This window comes from Streptomyces nojiriensis, assembly GCF_017639205.1.
In the GTDB taxonomy this organism is placed as follows: domain Bacteria; phylum Actinomycetota; class Actinomycetes; order Streptomycetales; family Streptomycetaceae; genus Streptomyces; species Streptomyces nojiriensis.
In genome coordinates this window covers 8,712,443-8,731,029 of record NZ_CP071139.1, presented here as the reverse complement: position 1 = coordinate 8,731,029, position 18,587 = coordinate 8,712,443, and the positions used below count along the sequence as shown (strand labels likewise).

Annotated in this window: 19 protein-coding genes and 1 pseudogene; 8 read left to right on the top strand and 12 right to left on the bottom strand. The window is 73.8% G+C overall.

Going from position 1 to position 18,587, the window contains the following annotated elements:
- The first annotated feature begins 14 nt into the window (after positions 1-14).
- Positions 15-485: a cyanase gene (gene cynS / locus JYK04_RS39490; protein ID WP_189744814.1), complete on the top strand. Its 471-nt coding sequence runs from the start codon at positions 15-17 to the stop codon at positions 483-485.
- Between the two features lie 35 nt (positions 486-520).
- Here cynS and JYK04_RS39485 read toward each other — a convergent pair whose 3' ends face one another.
- From JYK04_RS39485 to JYK04_RS39475, 3 genes are all read right to left on the bottom strand, one after another.
- The gene (locus JYK04_RS39485) at positions 521-973 is read right to left on the bottom strand and encodes a hypothetical protein (protein WP_189744812.1); all 453 of its coding nucleotides are present in this window, start codon (positions 971-973) and stop codon (positions 521-523) included.
- A 324-nt stretch (positions 974-1,297) separates the two neighbouring features.
- On the bottom strand, positions 1,298-1,711 hold the full coding sequence (locus JYK04_RS39480) for a rodlin (protein ID WP_189744810.1): 414 nt from the start codon (positions 1,709-1,711) through the stop codon (positions 1,298-1,300).
- Positions 1,712-1,804: 93 nt separating this feature from the next.
- On the bottom strand, positions 1,805-2,551 hold the full coding sequence (locus JYK04_RS39475; RefSeq protein WP_189744808.1) for a class I SAM-dependent methyltransferase: 747 nt from the start codon (positions 2,549-2,551) through the stop codon (positions 1,805-1,807).
- On the opposite strand from JYK04_RS39475, the gene JYK04_RS39470 reads away from it, so the two are divergent.
- Entirely contained in the window at positions 2,550-4,103 is a 1,554-nt protein-coding gene (locus JYK04_RS39470; protein ID WP_189744806.1) for an AMP-binding protein, read from the top strand. The genes JYK04_RS39475 and JYK04_RS39470 overlap by 2 nt on opposite strands.
- Before the next feature lie 69 nt (positions 4,104-4,172).
- Here JYK04_RS39470 and JYK04_RS39465 read toward each other — a convergent pair whose 3' ends face one another.
- The 4 genes and pseudogenes from JYK04_RS39465 to JYK04_RS39450 all read right to left on the bottom strand — a co-directional run bounded on the left by JYK04_RS39465 (position 4,173) and on the right by JYK04_RS39450 (position 7,474).
- A complete protein-coding gene (locus JYK04_RS39465; protein WP_189744804.1) occupies positions 4,173-5,330 on the bottom strand; it encodes a serine hydrolase domain-containing protein in 1,158 nt (385 codons plus the stop codon).
- Positions 5,331-5,467: 137 nt separating this feature from the next.
- On the bottom strand, positions 5,468-5,650 hold the full coding sequence (locus tag JYK04_RS39460) for a hypothetical protein (protein ID WP_189744802.1): 183 nt from the start codon (positions 5,648-5,650) through the stop codon (positions 5,468-5,470).
- Between the two features lie 78 nt (positions 5,651-5,728).
- A pseudogene (locus JYK04_RS39455) lies at positions 5,729-7,058 on the bottom strand (RNA polymerase sigma factor).
- The gene (locus JYK04_RS39450) at positions 7,055-7,474 is read right to left on the bottom strand and encodes a YciI family protein (RefSeq protein WP_189744800.1); all 420 of its coding nucleotides are present in this window, start codon (positions 7,472-7,474) and stop codon (positions 7,055-7,057) included. The pseudogene JYK04_RS39455 and the gene JYK04_RS39450 overlap by 4 nt, the downstream one beginning before the upstream one ends.
- Before the next feature lie 156 nt (positions 7,475-7,630).
- Between JYK04_RS39450 and JYK04_RS39445 the strand changes: the two genes are divergently transcribed.
- The 4 genes from JYK04_RS39445 (at position 7,631) to JYK04_RS39430 (ending at position 10,312) form a co-directional block, all read left to right on the top strand.
- Positions 7,631-8,062 (top strand): GNAT family N-acetyltransferase, encoded by a 432-nt coding sequence (locus JYK04_RS39445; protein WP_189744798.1) that lies wholly within the window; start codon positions 7,631-7,633, stop codon positions 8,060-8,062.
- Positions 8,063-8,150: 88 nt separating this feature from the next.
- Positions 8,151-8,504 (top strand): VOC family protein, encoded by a 354-nt coding sequence (locus JYK04_RS39440; RefSeq protein ID WP_189744796.1) that lies wholly within the window; start codon positions 8,151-8,153, stop codon positions 8,502-8,504.
- A 103-nt stretch (positions 8,505-8,607) separates the two neighbouring features.
- Complete coding sequence (locus JYK04_RS39435; protein ID WP_189744794.1) at positions 8,608-9,456, top strand: PhzF family phenazine biosynthesis protein; 849 nt, start codon at positions 8,608-8,610, stop codon at positions 9,454-9,456.
- 121 nt (positions 9,457-9,577) lie between these two features.
- Positions 9,578-10,312 carry a hypothetical protein gene (locus JYK04_RS39430; RefSeq protein WP_189744792.1) on the top strand — a complete coding sequence of 245 codons (735 nt, stop codon included), beginning with the start codon at positions 9,578-9,580 and terminating at the stop codon, positions 10,310-10,312.
- A 9-nt stretch (positions 10,313-10,321) separates the two neighbouring features.
- On the opposite strand, the gene JYK04_RS39425 is transcribed toward JYK04_RS39430, so the two are convergent.
- On the bottom strand, positions 10,322-10,561 hold the full coding sequence (locus tag JYK04_RS39425) for a hypothetical protein (RefSeq protein ID WP_189744790.1): 240 nt from the start codon (positions 10,559-10,561) through the stop codon (positions 10,322-10,324).
- 115 nt (positions 10,562-10,676) lie between these two features.
- Positions 10,677-11,339, bottom strand: coding sequence for a lysophospholipid acyltransferase family protein (locus JYK04_RS39420; protein WP_189744788.1), 663 nt, complete (start codon positions 11,337-11,339; stop codon positions 10,677-10,679).
- 234 nt (positions 11,340-11,573) lie between these two features.
- On the opposite strand from JYK04_RS39420, the gene JYK04_RS41720 reads away from it, so the two are divergent.
- Positions 11,574-14,162, top strand: coding sequence for a serine hydrolase (locus JYK04_RS41720; protein WP_229876685.1), 2,589 nt, complete (start codon positions 11,574-11,576; stop codon positions 14,160-14,162).
- 54 nt (positions 14,163-14,216) lie between these two features.
- Here JYK04_RS41720 and JYK04_RS39410 read toward each other — a convergent pair whose 3' ends face one another.
- Positions 14,217-15,035 (bottom strand): hypothetical protein, encoded by an 819-nt coding sequence (locus JYK04_RS39410; RefSeq protein WP_189744786.1) that lies wholly within the window; start codon positions 15,033-15,035, stop codon positions 14,217-14,219.
- Entirely contained in the window at positions 15,035-16,312 is a 1,278-nt protein-coding gene (locus JYK04_RS39405; RefSeq protein WP_189744784.1) for a VWA domain-containing protein, read from the bottom strand. Before JYK04_RS39405 ends, JYK04_RS39410 begins: the two co-directional genes overlap by 1 nt.
- 183 nt (positions 16,313-16,495) lie before the next feature.
- Between JYK04_RS39405 and JYK04_RS39400 the strand changes: the two genes are divergently transcribed.
- A complete protein-coding gene (locus JYK04_RS39400; protein ID WP_189744782.1) occupies positions 16,496-16,852 on the top strand; it encodes a DUF6204 family protein in 357 nt (118 codons plus the stop codon).
- A gap of 4 nt (positions 16,853-16,856) precedes the next feature.
- On the opposite strand, the gene JYK04_RS39395 is transcribed toward JYK04_RS39400, so the two are convergent.
- On the bottom strand, positions 16,857-18,551 hold the full coding sequence (locus tag JYK04_RS39395; RefSeq protein WP_189744779.1) for an FAD-dependent monooxygenase: 1,695 nt from the start codon (positions 18,549-18,551) through the stop codon (positions 16,857-16,859).
- Positions 18,552-18,587 lie beyond the last annotated feature (36 nt).

The window sequence follows — 18,587 nt, the reverse complement described above, 5'->3', positions numbered from 1 at the left end:
CGAAGGACACCTTGATGCAGCACGCCCAGTTCGACCCCACCGCCCGCCAGGCCCTGGCCGTCGCCGTCGTCGACGCGAAGACCCGGAGAGACCTGTCCTGGCAGCAGCTCGCCGACGCGGCCGGCCTGTCGGTCGCCTTCGTCACCGCCGCCCTGCTGGGCCAGCACGCCCTGCCCGAGTCCGCCGCGAAGGCGGTGGCCGGCCTGCTGGGCCTGGACGAGGACGCGGTGCGGCTCCTGCAGACGATCCCGACCCGCGGTTCCGTCCCCGGCGGCATCCCGGCCGATCCGACGATCTACCGCTTCCACGAGATGCTGCAGGTCTACGGGACCACGCTGAAGGCACTGGTCCACGAGCAGTTCGGGGACGGCATCATCAGCGCGATCAACTTCAAGCTGGACGTCAGGAAGGTCGCCGACCCCGAGGGCGGTGAGCGCGCCGTCATCACGCTGGACGGCAAGTACCTTCCCACGCGCCCCTTCTGACCCGTCCTCGGACGAGCTCGCCGGCGCCGCTGCGCTCACCGGGCCGCCGGCAGGGCCGGCTGCGCCAGGCACTCGGACTTCCAGCGCTGGTGCTGCTCCTCCAGACCGGCGAGCGCGCTGCGGAAGCGGTTCCACTCGGCCTCGCCGAACCGGGCCGAGCGGCGCAGGTCGAGATAGGCCCGGACCACCGTGTCGTGGGCGTCGCCCGGGGCGGTCGGCAGACCGCACAGGTTCTCGAAGCGCTCATACTCCTCCGACCGGACGGCGTGTCCGGGTCGCGGGGTGGCCACCGTCCGGAACAGCACCGTGGCCCGGTCGAAGAGACCGGCCGCACGCTCCACGTGGTCCGCCGCCGCGTCCAGCCGGCTCGCGCGCAGCGCCTCGATCGCCGCCCGTACGTCCGCCGCGATCGCCGCGAAGATCATTTCGTCTCCGTCCACGTGCCCGACGGCCGCCCAGCGGTTCGTCTCCGCGCCTTCCGGGTTCATCGCCACTCGCCTCCTGGACCTGCTGTGCCTCACACCGTCCGGGTGAAGCGGGAGATTCCAGTGGGCATGATCGAAACACCGCCCGTCACGTCGCGGGCATTCGTGTCTTGACAAAGGCTGCAGGGACATGCACAGAGCCTCCGGCCCGGTCGGGCGGGAGGCTCTGCGGCGTACGGTTCGGTGCCCAATCCCGGCGGCCGGTCGGCCGCCGCGCGCCGGTGGAGGAGGCGGATCCGGGGAACCGTGGATCCGGGTGGACCAAGCCGGGGCCCCGTGGGCACTCGCGCAGGCGTCGGAGGCCCCGGCTCGCACAAGGGGACTGTGTCAGCTGTTGGCCGAGACGTTGCCCGAGAGGACCGGGATGTTGTCCAGGATGTGCGAGAGCGGCTCGTCGCCCTTGGCCTGGGTGGAGTTCTCGGTGCACTGCTGGTTCTGCGGGTTGGACAGGACGTTGACGTCCTGGACACCGACGTTGGCGAGGAGCGCGATCAGGGACTGGGCGTTGACCTTGACGGGCAGGCCGATGCAGGGCTTGTTCAGGGTGCCCTGGACGGCGCCGAGCTGCGGGCTCAGGTCACCACGGGTCTCCTGGTTGCCGTAGATCTGCGCGGCGCCGTTGCCCTGGACGGTGTTGACCCCGTTGTCGTTGCCGATGGCCATGGCCGGGGCGGCCATGGCCGCGCCCGCGCCGACGATCGACGCGGTGACGGCGGCGGTGGCCATGAACTTCTTGATCATCAGTGGTCCTTCTGTCGCACGAGTGCACGGTGACAAGCACCTTGATCAACGGCTCGGGAGGACACAGGTTGCGACGCTTCACCCGAACGGCCCCTACCGCGTCTCACGCCCCCGGACGGCCACGCTCAGCTCGACGACGTAGTGCTCCTCCACCCATCCGTCCGGGAAGCGCTCCATCAGGAGGGCGCGTTCGTCCTCCAGGAAGGCATCCGTGCCGGGCTCGCCGATGAGGAACAGGGAGTGGGTGGACAGCTTGGCCAGATGCGTGTCGACCGGGACGCGCCGCGACCACGCCAGTCGGCGGTCGGTGAAGCGCAGCCCCTCCTGGGAGAGGGCGCGCTCGTTGATGTACCAGCCCGGGCCGAACCGCTCCTCGATCCGGTTCTGCTGATCGGCGATCCAGCCGACCCCGGTGTCCGGGTCGTTCTGCCACACCGCCAGGGCCCCGCCGGGGCGCAGGACGCGCAGGGCTTCGGGGACCGCGTGCGCCGGGTCCGTCCAGTGCCAGGACTGCGCGTACGTCAGCAGATCCAGGCACCCCGAGGCCAGCGGCAGCCGGTTGCCGTCCGCGCGGACCAGCGGCGTGCCGGGGTTGCGGCGGCGGAACTCCTGCGCCATGCCCTCACCCGGCTCCACCCCGACCACCAGGGCCCCGCGGGCCTCCAGGAGGGCGGTGGCGATCCCCGTCCCCGCCCCGACGTCGGCGACCCTTGCTCCGGCCAGCGGAAAGCCGGCCATCTCCGCCAGCGTGTCGAAGAGCGCGGGCGGGTACGCGGGGCGATGGGCGGCGTAGCGTGCGGCCGCGGAGCTGAAGGAACGAGCACGGGAATCGTTCGTCATGGCGTCCATGATGCCGGTGTCCCGGAGCGGCGCGGAGAGGCAGTCCCCCATGGTGGCCGCGCGGTATGTCACGTCGCTGGTAGGGGCGTTGGAGCGGTTCGCCGGGCAGCCGGCGCTCGGCGCCGGTCCGGCCGTCCTCGGCTTCCGGGAGGTGCTCGACGGGGCCTGCCGACTGGCCGGGGCGCTCTCCGGGGCTGGGATCGGGCGCGGCTCGGGACTGGCCTGCGTCACGGGTTCGAACCGGCCGGAGGTGCTGCTGGTACGGATCGCCGCGCATCTGCTGGGCGCCCGGCTGACCCAGGTCCTCGCCGGGCCCGCCCTGTACGGGCTCGACTTCGTCCTGCGGGACTGCCGGCCGGACCTGGTCGTGCACGATGTGCCGGTGCCCGGTACCGGAGCGCCCCGGCTCGGCCTGGCCGAGCTGCTCCGCCGGGCCGGCCGGTGCGAGCCCGGCGCGGTGGCGGTGCGGGCGCGGGAGGACGACGTGGCGCGGGTGACGTACACGGGCGGGACCACGGGGCGGCCCAAGGGCGTGGCCTCCACCTTCGGGGCGATGGCCGCGCGGAACGCCGTACGGCCGGCGGCCTGGGCGGATTCGGTGTACCTGTCGGTGACCTCGCTGGCGCAGCGGTCGGGCGGGCGGTGCCTGGAGCAGTGGCGGGCCGGGGGCCGGGTGGAGATCCTCGAGCCGTTCACGCCCGCGGGGTTCGCGGCGGCCTGCCGGCGCCTGGCGCCGGTGTCCACGTACCTGACCACCTCGATGGTGTACCGGCTGCTGGACGACCCGGCGACCGCCCACGGTGTCCCGGGGCTGGAGGCGGTCTCCTACGGCGATTCTCCCGTCCACCCCGAGCGGCTGCGCGAGGCGGTGACCCGCTGGGGCGGCCGCTGGCGGCAGGGATACGGCACGAACGAGGCGGCGGTGATCTGCCGGCTCTCCCCCGCCGATCACGAGGCGGCGGTGGGCGGGCGGCCGGAGCTGCTGGCGTCGGTGGGACGGCCCGTCGCGGGGGTGGAGGTGGAGGTGCGCGACGGGCGGGGCACGGCGGTGGCGGCCGGCCGCACGGGCGAGGTGTGGATGCGGTCGGGGGCGATGATGACCGGCTACTGGGGGCAGCCGGGGCTGACGGCCGGGGTGCTGCGGGACGGATGGCTGCGGACGGGGGACCTCGGGCACTTCGGGGCGGACGGCTACCTGTACCTGGACGACCGGATCCACGACGTGGTGATGGTCCACGGGGACAACGTGTACTGCGTGCCGGTCGAGGCCGCGCTCGCCCGGCATCCCGCGGTCGCCCGGGCCGTGGTGGTGGGGCGGCACAGCGACCTCACCGGCGAGGAGGTGTGCGCCTTCCTGGTACCCGCGGCGGGGTACGAGCCCGGCCCCGGTCTCGCCGCCGAGGCCTGTGAGCTGGTGGAGAAGGAGCTGGCCCCGGCGCACCGGCCCACCGCGGTGTTCTGGGAACGGGCGATCCCGCTGACGGCGCGGGGCAAGCCGGACAAGCGCCGGCTGCGGGAACGGGCGGCGCACGCCACCGGCCGGCGGACGTAGGGGCGGCGGGGCGGCCGGGGCGGCGAGGGCGGTCGGGCCGGTCGGGGGAAGCCGGGGAACGGCGGGCGGTCAGGGGCGCGCGGCGGCGTAGGTCCAGAACTCCCGCATCACCTCGGGCGCGGCCGGGCCGGCCAGCTCCCGCTGGGTGAGGAGCAGGGTGACCGCCCCGGTGGCGGGGACGATGTGGGCGGCGGTGCCGGTGCCGCCGATCCAGCCGTACCGGCCCGGTACGTTCCACGGGTCGAGGCGGGCCACGTCGACCGAGCCGCCGAAGCCCCAGCCCTGGCCCTCCAGGAACAGGGCGCCCGCCGCGCGCTGGGGCGCGGTGAGGTGGTCGGTGGTCATCTGCCGTACCGAGTCCGCCGAGAGCAGTCGTCGGCCACCGCCGTACGTCCCTCCGGCGAGCATCATCCGGCCGAAGGCGTACAGGTCGTCGACGGTGGAGACCAGGCCGCCCGCGCCGGACGGGAAGGCCGGGAGGGTGCTCCACTCGCCGGCGGGCGCGTCCACGAGCTCCAGGGCTCCGCCGTCGGGGTCGGCGCGGTAGTAGCCGGTGAACCGGTGGAGCTGCCCCGGCGGTACCGCGAACGCGGTGTCCCGCATGCCGAGCGGTTCGAAGACGCGCTCGGCGAGCACGTCCTGGAAGGGCTGTCCGGTCGCTCGGGCGATCAGCACCCCGAGGATGTCGGAGCAGGTGTTGTAGAGCCATGCCTCGCCGGGCTGGTGGAGGAGCGGGATCCGCCCCAGGGCCGCCATCCACACGTCGGGCTCCGGCACCTCCTGCGGCCTGGGCGGCCCCTGCTTCAGCGCGCCGAACAGCGGGGCGACGGCGGGCAGCGAGAAGTCGGCGGGGAAGCCGTAGCCTGCGCGGAAGGTGAGGAGGTCGGCGACGGTGATCGGACGGTCGGCGGGCACCACGTCGTGGAGCGGTGCGGACGGGGTACGGACCACCGTCGGCGCGGCGAGTTCCGGTAGCCAGCGGGCCACGGGGACGTCGAGGGCCAGCAGTCCGTCCTCGACCAGCATCATGGTGGCCGCGGCGGTCACGGGCTTGGTGACCGAGGCGATCCGGAAGAGGGAGTCGCGGGCCATGGGTGCGGTGCCGGACGTGTCGACGGAGCCGACGGCCGCGACCTCGATGTCGTCGCCGTGTGCCACCAGGGCCACCGCGCCGGGGAGTGATCCGTCACCGACGTGGGTCTCCAGGAGACTGCGCAGGTCGCTCATGGTCCACCTTCTCGTACGTGCGGATGCTCGTAGGGAAGACCGCCGCCGGGCGCCGGAGTCATCGGTCCGACACGACCGGTCCGATACGACCGGTGCGGCCCGGCCGTGCGGGTGCGGGGCCGGCCGGGGCGGGACCGCTACGCGGCCGGGACCACCGACGCGCGTATCGCCGAGGCCCACTCGCCCAGCAGTGCGGCGTGGCGGATCCGCTCCGCGTCGGAGAGGCGGCCCTCGGCGCGTGCGAAGAGGCAGCGGATGTCGGCGTTGATCTCGGCGAGGGAACGTTCGGGGGCGCGGTGGTCGTCAGAGGTCGGGCTCACGTGATCAAGAGTAGGCGGCGCCTCTGACAACGGTGGACCGTGTCCGTCATGCGGACGCCCGAGCGGGGCCCTGCCCGCTCACTCCGCGAGCCGGGCGGCCCGGAACAGGAGGTAGCGGCGCTCCGGAACGCTGAGCGTGAGGCCGGCGGCCTTCGCATATGCGGCCCGCGCCGCCGCCCGCTCGCCCGCCATCTCCAGCAGGTGGGCCCGTACGGCTTCGAGGCGGTGGTGGCCGGCCAGACGCTCGTCCGCGTCCAGGTCCGCGAGCAGGTCCAGGGCCCGCCGGGGCCCGTGGACCATGGCCACCGCGACCGCGTGGCCCAGGCGCTCCACGGGGCCGGGGACCATGCGCACCAGTACCTCGTACAGGGCGAGGATCTCCGCCCAGTCGGTGTCCTCGTCGCTCGCCGCCTCGTCGTGCACGGCCGCGATCGCGGCTCGCAGCTGGTACGGGCCCAGCGGCGCGCGGGTGAGGGCGTCGCTGACCAGGGCGACCTTCGGTGACGGCGGCGCGGTCCCAGCGCGTGCGGTCCTGCTCGGCGAGGGGCACCAGGTCGCCGTCGGGGGTGGTGCGGGCACTGCGGCGGGCGTCGGTGAGCAGCATCAGGGCCAGCAGGCCGGACACCTCGCCGTCGGCCGGGAGCTGCGCGTGGACGGCGCGGGTGAGGCGGATCGCCTCGGCGGCCAGGTCGGCGCGCTGCAGATCGCGGCCGGAGGTGGCGGTGTAGCCCTCGTTGAAGATCAGGTAGAGCACATGGAGCACGTCGGCGAGCCGTGCGGCATGCTCCTCGGCCGCTTCCGGGCCGGTGCCGTGGGTGCCGTGGGTGCCATGGGTGCCGTCGGTCCTGATGCCGAACGGGGTCTCGGAGGCCTTGATGCGCCGTTTCGCCCGGCTGATCCGCTGGGCCATCGTGGCCTCGGGCACCAGCAGGGCGCGGGCGATCTCCGCGGTGGTGAGACCGCCGACGGCCCGCAGGGTGAGGGCGATCCGGCCGGCGGGAGGCAGTTCGGCCCGGCAGCAGAGGAAGAGCAGGGCGAGGGTGTCGTCCTCGGCGGGGGCCCGGCCCTCCCCCGGCGGCGGAGCCACGAACTCGTCGCGCGGGGTCAGCGCGGCGGCCGTCTCCTCGCGGCGCCTGCGCGCCTCCTCGCTGCGCAGCTGGTCGGTGAGCCGGCGGGAGGCGACCCGGATCAGCCAGCCGCGCGGGTTGGCCGGGCGGCCCTCCTCCGGCCACTGCCGGGCGGCGGCGAGCAGGGCCTCCTGCACGGCGTCCTCGGCCGCGTCGAAGTGCCCGTAGCGGCGGACGAGCGCGCCGAGGACCTGCGGCGCCAGTCGGCGCAGCAGGTCCTCGCTCGCGGGTGCGGGTCCGGGGTCGGGTCCGGGTCCGGGGTCGGGTCCGGGGGTGGTCAGCACATCTCGGTCCCCGAGCGGCTGTCGACGGGGTGGACGACGACCGGGTAGTTGGGTGCGCCCTCGGGCACCGGACACGCGTAGGCGCGGGCGGCGATCTCGGCGGCGCGGTCGAAGTCCGCGACGTCGACGATCCAGTACCCGGCGAGCACCTCCTTGGCCTCCCCGTACGGCCCGTCGGAGATCACGGGGCTGCCGTCGGCGGCCGCGGTGACCAGGCGGGCGTGGCGGGGTTCGGCCAGGCCCTGCCCGTCGACCCACTCGCCCGACTCGGCGAGGTCGTCGTTGAGGGCGCCCATGTAGTCGAACATCGCCTTGAGGTCCGCTTCGGACCATCCGGGGCTGTCGCTGTTCGCGGCGCCGCCCATGGCGTCGTAGTCGGCCTGCTTCCCGAGAACCATCAGCATGTACTTCATGGGGTGCCACTCCTTCTGTTCTGCGCGGCGGCTCCGGGATCGGGAGCCTTTCGTACGGGACGTCGGAGCCGTCCTTCCCATTTCGACACGCCCGCGGACGCCGCGCGCGACGGCTTCGGCCGAGAGCTCTCCCGTACGGCCCAGTAGGCTCATCGAATGAAGATCATCGACCTTGAGTCCGGCGACCCCCGGCTCACCACCGACCTGCTCCCCGTGCTGCTCGAACTGCGTCCCCACCTCAGCGAGGAGCTGTTCCTCGGGATCCTGACGGAGGCGCACGGCCAGGGCCTGCGCTTCACCGCCGCCTACGACGCGGACGGCGCGTGCGTGGGCGCGGCCGGCTGGCGGGTCGTCGTCAACACCGCGGCGGTCCGCTCGCTCTACGTCGACGACCTGGTCACCGCGGCCGCCGCCCGCTCCACCGGCGTGGGCCACGCGCTGCTCGCGCACCTGGAGCAGCACGCCCTGGCCGCCGGCTGCACCGCTCTCACGCTGGAATCCGGCACCCAGCGGACCGACGCGCACCGCTTCTACTTCCGCGAGCGGATGTCCGTGACCGCCTTCGGCTTCGAAAAGCCGCTGGGCTGACGCGTCCCCCAGGGACGGAGCCGTGGCCGTCGCGCGGATGCGGGTGTGGTGCCCGCCCGTCCGGTCGCCGTCCTGGCACCATGGCGGCATGGAACGTGTGCTGGGAATCGGCGGGTACTTCATGCGGGCGGCCGACGCTGCGGCCCTCGGTGCGTGGTACCGCGACTGCCTGGGCCTGGAGGCCGACGAGCACGGTTTGTGGCAGCAGGGCGCCGGGCCGACGGTGTTCGCGGCGTTCGACTCGGAGACCGACTACTTCGGCTCCCGCGCCCAGCAGACCATGCTCAACTTCCGGGTCCGCGACCTGGATGCGATGCTCGCGCAGTTGCGCGCCAAGGGCGCGGACGTGGCCGAGGAGACGCAGGACATGGAAGGTGTCGGCCGCTTCGGCTGGGTCACCGATCCTGCGGGCAACCGGGTCGAACTGTGGCAGCCCGCCTGACCGCCTCGTCACACCGGCGGACACCCCGCTCGCACGTGGCCGCAGGCCACTCTCCCGGAATTGGCCTTGCCCGGAGGCGGATCGGCCTCGCTACGTTCGCGGCATGCGCATCCGGATCGTAGACGCCTTCACCAACCGCCCCTTCGCCGGGAACCCCGCCGGTGTGTGCCTGCTCCCGGCCGCCCCCTGGCCGGACGACGCGTGGCTGGGGCAGGTCGCCGCCGAGCTCAACCATCCCGAGACGGCGTTCGCCCGACGGCTCCCGGCCGGGGCCGGGGCCGACTGGGAGATCCGCTGGTTCACCCCGCTCGTCGAGGCCAACCTGTGCGGCCACGCCACCTTGGCCACGGTGCACACGCTGCGCCGGGAGGGGCTGCTGACGGGCGGCTCCGTACGGTTCCTCAGCCGGTCCAGCGGTCTGCTCACCGCGTGGGCCGAGGACGGGGAGGACGGAGCGGGTGGCGAGATCACCCTGGACTTCCCGGCCGCCCCCGTGACCGAGGCTGCGGTACCCGCGGGTCTCGCCGACGCCCTGGGGATCCGGCCCGAGGCCACGTTCCGTACGGGCGTGCTGGGCGATCTGCTCGCCGTCCTGCCCGACGAGACCGCCGTGCGGGCCCTGCGGCCCGACCTCGCGGCGATCGCGGCCCTGTCGCTGCGCGAGGAATCGCGCGGGGTCATCGTCACCGCGGCGGCCGACACGGCCGGGTCCGGGTACGACTTCGTCTCCCGGTTCTTCGCTCCCGCGAGGGGCATACCCGAGGACCCGGTCACCGGCAGCGCCCATACCGCGCTGGCCCCCTACTGGGCGGCGCGGCTGGGCCGCGCCGACGCCCTCGTCGGCCTGCAGGCTTCGGGACGCCCCGGGCTGGTCAGGGTCGCGCTCCACGGGGACCGGGTACTCCTCACCGGGCGCGCGGTCACCGTCCTGGAGGCCACGCTCCGCGTCTGACCGGCACGAGGGGGGCGGGACCGTGACCGAACCGTCGCCGCCTCGAAGCGTGATCGACCTCGTCGGCAGGGGCGCCACCTTGTAGCTTCCTGGCGAAGCCCACCCCTGGAGGACCGATCCCATGCCAGTATCCCGAGACCCGCGCAGCGCACTGAGCGCGGCGGCCGTGGCGGCCGTCCTGCTGGCGGGTGCCACCGGGTGCGGGGACAAGGACGGCGCGGCCCCGGCGGCCGCCTCCGTCCCGGCGTCCGTTTCGGCGTCCGTTTCGGCCTCCGCCGAGGTGTCGGCGTCGGTGTCCGCCTCGGTGTCGGATTCCGCCTCGCCCTCGGCCACTGCCTCCTCGCCCGGACCCTCCGCGTCCGCGACCCCGACCACGCCCGTGACCCGGGCCGTGCCGCCTCCCCCGGCTCCGACCCGGCTCACGGCCGCGGTCGACACCCGGGGCGGTCGGCTCGCCCTCGTACGGGGCGGCGCCCCGCAGGAGTTCACCGTCACCCTGCGGAACGGCAACTCCGTCGAGTACCGGCATCTGCTGGTCGTCTTCCAGATGGAGATGCTGGTCGGCGAAGCCGGCGCCGGGACGGGCAGCGGGCCGGGCTTCCTGCTGGAACGTTTCGACCCGGCCTCGGGCAGCTGGCGCCCGGCCGACTTCCGTATCGCCAACGACGTCAAGCCGCCGTCCCAGTTCTCAGGTGGCGGCCCGCTCGCCCGCGAGGCCGTCCGCACCGAGCGCTACCGGCTGCGCGCCACGGCGGGCGGACCCACGGGCAGCAGCCCGGTGGTGGTGTCCTTCATCGACACGGATGCCGACGGTCAGGCCGCGGCCCATGTGGTCCTCGGGCACAGCACCCGCTGAGTTCCCTGCCTAGCTCAGGATCGTCCAGGTGAACTTGCCGCCGCTGACCCATCGGACCACTTCGAGGTCGTCGAGGTCGTGGATCGTGATCCCCGCCTCCGCGGCGATCAGGAGCACGTCCGTCATCGAGGTCGCCCTGCCGACGAACTCGCCGTCGACCTCCACGATGCGGAAGGGCGGGTTTCCGGGTTGCACCCCCAGTACGGTGATCCGCGCCGAGGAGATGTGTGGTGTCGAGCCTTCGGTCATGCGGAGACGGTCGCATGCCATGACCGGTGACGGGCTCGGCGACACGTTCCGAGGGCCCGATCGGCTTCCTCCGCGGCAGCGTGCGGTGCCACGGCGCACCTCCGCGGGACCGGCCTCAGGCCGCTTCCCGACCCGCCTCGCCGAGGGCGGACGCCGCGGTGCGCCAGGCGGCCGTGACCGCCTCGCGGGCCCGGTCCGTGGCCTCCGGCACACGGTCGGGCAGGTGGAGCGGCGAACCGATGTGGACGTGGAAGCAGGGCCTGCGCAGCGGGGCGGTGAAGACGCCGGCGAGCTGCTTGGCACCGCTCCCGGAGCAGAGGCGGCGGGCACCCGCCTGGCCGACGGGCACGACCGGGGCGCCCGTCCCGGCGGCGAGCCGGGCCAGGCCGCTACGGAAGGGGCCGGGGGCGGTCTCCCCCGCGTCGCGGCGCACGGGGAGCCTGCCTTCGCCGTAGAGCAGCACGCTGCGGCCCGAGGCGAGGGCGACGGCCGCCGCGTCGAGGGAGTCGGCGGCGCGGGCGGTGCCGCGGTGGACGGCGATATGGCCTTCGCGGCGCAGCGCGGGGCCGAGCAGCGGTACCCGCCAGAGGCCGCTGGTGGCCAGGATGACCGGCTCGATCCCGTACCGGCGCAGTGCGGCGACTACGACGGCCGGGTCGGCGAGGGAGGTGTGGTTGGCGACCAGGATGGCGCCGGGGGCGGGGCGGTCCCCGGGGTCGGCGGTGACGGTCAGCCGCCCGAAGGCGGGCACGAGGGCGGCGGCGATTCGGCTGAGCATGGACGACCCCGTTCGGATGGCGCGGTGGTGGTGGTGGTGCGGTGCGATGTACCCCATGGTCGGGCGGTGGAGCGGGCGGGGTCATGAGTAGGCGTACTCAGCGAATATGACCGAACGGTCACAAGATCCAGCGGATGGAACGAGCGGGGTACCGCGGACATCTGGCAGTGCGGCGAGGCCCCGTGGGGCCTCGCCGGTCGTATCGGCATGTGTGAGCAGCAAGGCGGGGCTGGGATGAAGGCGGTAACGGTGGCGGGCGGTTCCTCGGACGACCCGGAGATCGAGGCGGAAACCACCGTCCTGGAGGGGAAGTCCAAGGCGACGGCCGAAGCCGACGCCGACGCCGGGGCGGGCACGGAGCCCGAGGGCGAAGCCGCCCCCCAGGCCGAACGGAACGGCCGGACCGACGCCGACCCCGACTCCGAACTCCCCGGCGATGCCGACCCCCGGGCCGCGGCCGAGTCCGAGGCGGAGGGCGACCCCGAGGGCGCGCCCGCAGCCGAGGTCGCGGCGGGCACCGCGGCTGAAGCCGTTACTGCGGAGCCGAAGGCCGTCGCCGGCGCCGAGGCGGACACAGAGCCCGAGGACGAAGCCGAACCGGTGGGCGAAGCCCGCTCCGAGGCGGAAGCCGAAACCGAAGCAACGGCCCGCGCCGAGGCGGAAGCCGTTACGGCCGAACCGAAGGGCCAGGCCGACGCCGAACTCCCCGGTGATACCGACCCCGAGCCGGGCACCGCGCTCGAGGGCGAAGCCGATCCCGAGGCGAAGGCCGAGTCCCAGCGCGCGGGCGCGACCGAACCCGAAGCCGAGGTCACGGCCCGCGCCGAGGCAGAAGCCGTTACGGCCGAGCCGAAGGGCCAGGCCGACGCCGAACTCCCCGGTGATACCGACCCCGAGCCGGGCACCGCGCTCGAGGGCAAAGCCGATCCCGAGGCGAAGGCCGAGTCCCAGCGCACGGGCGCGACCGAACCCGAAGCCGAAGCAACGGCCCGCGCCGAGGCAGAAGCCGTTACGGCCGAGCCGAAGACCGACGCCGACGCCAAGGCCGACGCAGAGCCCGAGGACGAAGCCGCCCCCCAGGCCGAGCCGAAGGGCCGGGCCGACGCCGACAGCGGACGTTCGGGCGAAGCCCACTCCGAGCCCGAGGGCGAGGCCGCCACCCAGGGCGGGGCCAAGGCCGCGGCCCGTTCCGAGGCGAAGTCGGAGTCGGAGGCCGACGGCAAGGACCAGGCCGGCGCCGGGTCCGATGTCGCGCCCGGGCCGGAGGCCAAGGGTGCGCCCGAGGCCGATGCCCCGTCCGACGAGACGATGCTCATCGTCCTGCCCAAGAAGAAGCCCGCCGAGCCGGACGCCCCGCGGAAGGCTCCCTCCTGTGCTCGGGACGTGGATCCGGACCCCGAGCGGACGAGCCAGTTCGTCGCGCTCAAGGACGTCGACCTGCCCGCGCCCGTCGCGCCGCGGGCCCAGCCGCATTCCCCCGGGGCCAAGGTGGCCGGGCCGGCCCCCGCCGCTCCGCTGCCTCCGCTCGATCTGCTGGCCGAGCTCACCAACACCCCTGCCCCGGCGGAGACCCCGCGCCGGACCGCGCTGCGCCGCGTCAAGATATGGACGCCAATCCTGCTGCTCCTCGTGGGCGCCGGGGCCGGCGCCCAGCTGCTGCGCCCCCTGCCCACCCCGCAGCTCGTGGCCGCCCAGGCCGACCGCACCATCGACGGGCAGTTCTCCGTGCCGTGGCCCGCCAAGGGTCAGGGCGCCGTTCGCATCTCCGGCTCCGGCGACATCGGCACGTTCGGCGAGCAGAAGCCCGTCCCGACGGCCAGCGTCGCCAAGGTGATGACGGCCTACGTGATCCTCAAGGGCCACCCGCTGCGCAAGGCCGACCCGGGTCCGGACATCACGATCGACGCGAAGACCGTGGCGGACGGCAACGCCGACCACGAGTCCCGCGTCGAGGGTCTGACCGTCGGGCAGAAGTTCAGCCAGCAGGACGTGCTCAAGATGCTCATGATCCCCTCGGGCAACAACGCCGCGCGCCTGCTGGCGCGCTGGGACACCGGCACCGACTCCGAGGCCGCGTTCGTCGCGAAGATGAACGCCGCCGCCAAGGAGCTCGGGATGACGAACACCACGTACACGGACCCCAGCGGTCTGGACTCGGGCACCGTCAGCACCGCCGTCGATCAGCTGAAGCTCGCCGAGGCCGTCATGAAGGACGAGGTGTTCCGCTCGATCGTCGCGCTCCCGAACGCCGCCATCAAGGGGTCGCCCGCGCGGCTCGAGAACAACAACACCCTGCTCACCGCCCAGGGTCTCAGCATCCGGGGCATCAAGACCGGTTCCAGCACGCCCGCCGGCGGGGCCCTGATGTGGGCGGCGTACAAGTCGATCGATGGCAAGGACCAGTTGATCCTCGGCACCTTGATGGACCAGCATGTGGACGGGCCGGACGAGGACGGCGCGAACAGCCTCAAGCTGGTGCTGGCTAACAGCAAGACGATCATCGAGGGGGTACGGACGGCGCTCGCGTCGGCTCCGGTGATCCGCAAGGGCGACGTCGTGGGCCATGTGGACGACGGGCTCGGCGGCCGTACGCCGCTGGTGGCCACCAAGGACCTCAACGTGATCGGCGTCCCGGGCCAGAAGCTGACGCTGTCCCTCGCCCGCACCGCCGATGCCGGACCGCTCCCGCACACCGCGAAGGACGGTTCCGAGGTGGCCGTGCTGACGGTCGGCAGCGGGGAGGGGGCCAAGAGCGTGCCCGTCGCGGTCAAGGGCGCGCTGGCCGAGCCCTCGTTCGGGACCCGGCTGACCCGCGGCCGCTGAATCGCGGACGAGTGAGGGGAGGCCGTGGCCCGCGGGCCACGGCCTCCCCGTTTCTCAGGCGCCCGGCGGGACCCTGGACGGGCGGCCCGTGCCGCGCGTCAGGGAGTACCCGAGGACGCCCGCGAGGGCGGCGAGCACGCCGCCCGCGGCGGTCCAGATCCAGCGGTCGGACCACCAGCCGCCGGACCAGCCGTCCTCCGGCTCGCGCAGGGTCGCGGTCACGGTGCCCGCGACCAGCGGGGTGGAGAGGGCGCCGTCCACGGCCTGGACGCCGCCGGTCTCCCTCACGTCGGCCTCGACGGCAGCGCGCACCGGCAGGCCCTTGTCCTCGTCCGGCTGGTCGACGGCCGTCAGGCGGATGTAGTAGCTGCCCGGCAGCGGATCGTTGGCCCACGGCTCGGCGCCGGCGCGTACGGTGCGCAGGGTGCAGGACAGTTCGACCGTGGCGGCTTCCTTCGCCGCGGCCGCGGTCTGCGTGCCGTAGGTGCAGGCCTGGCGGCGGCGCAGTCCGTCGTACACGTCGAGCCGCCAGGTCGAGGCGCCGTGCCGGGCCGCCGCGTCGGGCAGGGTGACGGCGGCCTTCACCGTGGCGCGCTGCTGCGCGTCGATCGGCACCACCCAGTAGAGGTAGTCGCCGCTGGAGGCGCCGGCCGTGGCCTTCTGGCCCGGGCGGAACGCCGCCGCGGTACGGAAGCCGGTGCCGGCCTCGGTCGGGGCGGATTCGGCCTTGGACCCGCCCGGGCTCGCGCTCGCACTCGCGCTGGTGCTCGGTGAGGGCGTGTCCGCGACTGCCGTGCCCATGGCCGTGCCCGCCACCGTGAGGGCGGCGGCAGCGGCCAGCAGGGACGCGGTCAGTGTGCCTACTCTACGCATCAGTTGGTCCTCCAGACGGAGATGCGCCAGCGGGAGATCCATCCCCACACCAGACCGGCCAGCAGCCCGGCGAGCACCAGCACGGCCAGCAGCCACCAGCCCCGCCCGAGGCCGAACGCGGCGACGTCGGAGGCCTCGTCGGGTCCGTCCACCAGGTCGATGGTCAGCTCGACGGGCATGCCCGGGGTCGTCTTGACGGAGGCGGGAGCGGAGAAGGAGTTGCTGACCTGGAGGCAGACGGTCTCCGGGACGGGCTTGGCGTCCGAGTCCAGGCCGTCGATCTCGGCCTTCGGGTAGCGCAGGCCGGTCGAGAGGACGTCGGTACGCCCGTCGCCCGCCTCCGAGCCGCGCACGATCTCGCGCCCGTGGACGGTGGTGGCGCGCAGCAGGACGCCGTAGTCGTTGTTGACGGCGCGGTCGGCGCCGATGCTGACCGAGGCGCGCAGTTCCTGCCCCGGGAGGACGTCGACCCGGTACCAGCGGTGTTCACCGAAGGTCTCGCGGTCGCTGTAGAGGCCGGCCTTGAGCTGCGGGGCGCCCTGGCACTGCTTCGCGCCCTCGGTCGCGACCGGGTTGACGACCGGGTCCGCGGCCCGGTCGACGAGTTGTTTCACCCGGCTGGAGAGGTCCGCCTTGTGCTGCACCGAGGTGTAGGTGCCGCCGGTGGCCTCGGCGATGCAGGTCAGCTGGGCCCGGGTCTTGGCGTCCGGGACCAGGCCGAGGGTGTCGATGACCAGGTGGATGCCCTTGGCGGCGATGTCGCGCGCCACTTCGCACGGGTCGAGCGGGGCGCAGGTGTCCTCGCCGTCCGTGATGAGCACGATCCGCTTGGAGCCGGTGCCGCCCTCCAGGTCCTGGGCCGCGCCGAGCAGGGCCGGTCCGATCGGCGTCCAGCCGGTGGGGGCCAGGGTCGCCACCGCGGTCTTGGCCTCGGTCCGGTCGAGGGGGCCGACCTTGTAGAGCTGCTTGGTGTCCTTGCATCCCGTGGCCCGGTCGTCCCCGGGGTAGTCGGCCCCCAGGGTCCGTATGCCGAGGCGTACCTCGGCCGGGACCGCGTCGATGACCTCGTTGAAGGCCTGCTTGGCCGCTGCCATGCGGGTCTGTCCGTCGATGTCGTTGGCCCGCATGGAGCCGCTCACGTCGAGGACGAGGTCGACCTTGGGGGGTTCCTTCGCCGTCGGTTCGTCGGCGGCGGTGGCGCTCGCCGGGAAGAGCCCGACGGCCAGGGCGGCGAGCAGGCCGCACGCCCCGACCGCAAGCCGTTTTCTTGTGATCATCGCCGGATCGTATTGAGGATCGTCCGGCAAATCCAAAACGGGCTCCCGGCCGGGGCTTTCGGGGTGTCCGTGCGGTGTACGCGGCCGTACGCGGCCCTGCGCGGCCGTCCACCGGGTGGCGGGCGGGGCGGACCGGCGGATATCCGGATGCAGGAGACGCGGTGCCCGATCTAGGCTCCGGGGATGAGTGCCATCCGTACCTTCCGTATCACCGTCCGCGGCTCGTTCGACGGTCTGACCGACGACCAGACGGCCGAGCTGCTCGCCGCTGCGCCCGAGCACGACATGCTGCGCGCGGAGTTCACCGCCGAGGGTCATCTCACGTACGACCTCGCGGCCCGCCCCTTCTTCACCTTCCGCTTCGTGGACACGGGTGAGGCCGAGGAGGACATCCTCGACGCGACGGCCCGGGCGGAGCTGGCGGCGGAGAGCTGGCTGACCGAGCGCGGGTACGGCTTCAAGCAGCTGAGGTCGCAGGCCCAGGACATGTCGCTGGCCCCGCTGGGCAAGCGGCAGCGCCGCGAGGCCGCCCGGGCCTGACGGGTCAGTTCGGCGGGCTCGTGGCGAAGACGGCCGCGAGGTGGGCGGCCAGCGGGCGCGGGGCGGGCGGGGAGAGCGGGATCCGGGCTCCGAGATATCCGTCCGGGCGGATCACGAAGGCCGTGGGCTCCTCGGCCGCGTAGAGGCGGGCGAACTCTCCCCGGGTGTCTGCGTAGACCGGCAGGGTCCTGCCGTCGGCCTCGATGACGGCGTTCGGGTCCTCGTCCGCGTCCGCGTCCGCCGCGAGCAGCAGGCAGACCTCCACACGGCCGCCCGAGGAGTCCCGGGCGGTGCGGACGAGTGCGTCGAGGCCCTCCCCCGTTTCGGACCCGGGCCCGAACCCGGCTCCGTAGAGCAGCAGTACGTGGTCCCGCTCGCGCAGGACGTCGTACAGGCGCATCGGGTAGGCGGTGCCGGGTCCGGTCAGGCCCGCGCAGTCGGGTGCGCGGTCGCCGGGCCGGGGGCCGCGGCCCTCGCCGGCCGGGTCCACGGTCGGGCTTCCCCGGTAGCCGACGAGGAGTTGGGCCTCGCGCATCATCACCGTCGCCGGGTCGTCGGGGTCGTTCTCCATTCCCTCGACGGCGTGCCGTACGGTGCGGCCGACGACTTCCTCGCCGACGGGCCGGCGCTCGGCGTCGTAGCCGGCGAGCAGGCCGGGGTGGGCCGCGCCCTCGCAGGCCAGCGCGAGCTTCCAGGCCAGGTTCCAGGCGTCCTGGATGCCGGTGTTCATGCCCTGGGCGCCGGTCGGCGGGTGGATGTGGGCCGCGTCCCCGGCGACGAAGACCCGGCCGTCGCCGTAGCGGTCCACGATCCGGTGGCTGATGCGGAACACCGAGGTCCAGCGGATGTCGAAGGCGGTGGTCGGCTGCGGTGAGAGCCGGTCCAGGACGGCCTGGATGTCGGCCGGTGCGGGGCCCCGGCCGCTCTGCAGGCCATGGGCGACGCCGTCGGAGGCGGCCGTATCCTGCCGTGCGGTGGAGAGTTCGGGCGGCACCATCATCGACATCCGGTACCGGCCCCGGCCGGGCAGCGGGATGCAGACGAGCAGGTCGTCGACCGCCCCGTCGTCGTCGAGGTGCATGGCGCGCAGGTTGTACCCGGGCGGCAGGTCCCAGTCGACGCGTACGTCGGCGAGCATGTACTCCTCGGCGAAGGCGCCGCCCTCGAAGGTGAGGCCGAGCCCCTTGCGGACGATGCTGTGCGCGCCGTCGCAGCCCACCAGGTAGCGGGTCCGCAGTTCTTCCGCCGCCCCGGACGGGGTGTGCTGCAGCCGGCAGGTCACCCCGTCGGCGTCCTGGGTGAACGACACGAGTTCGGTGCCCCGTTCGACGGCCGTCCCGAAGCGGCCCAGGAACTCGTCCAGGATGCGCTCGGTCTCGTACTGCGGCAGCGCCGCGAATCCGTAGGGCACTTCGGGCGGGACGGAGAGTTCGATGCGGGCCTTCTCGACGCCGTTGACGTAGAGGAACTGCCCCCGCATCGGGACGGCCGCCTCCAGGGCGGCGCGGACCATCCCCATCCGGTCCCACACCTCCAGCGTGCGCGGCTGGATGCCGACGGCCTTCGCGAACGGCACCCTGGCCGGCAGCCGGTCGACGATCCGGCACGTGACGCCCCGTCTGCGGAGCTCCGCGGCGGCGGTCAGCCCGACCGGGCCGGCGCCGGCGACCAGTACGTCCGTTGCGAAGGTGTGCGCCACCGGCGCCTCCTGGCGTGCGGCTCCCGTAGGAGTGGA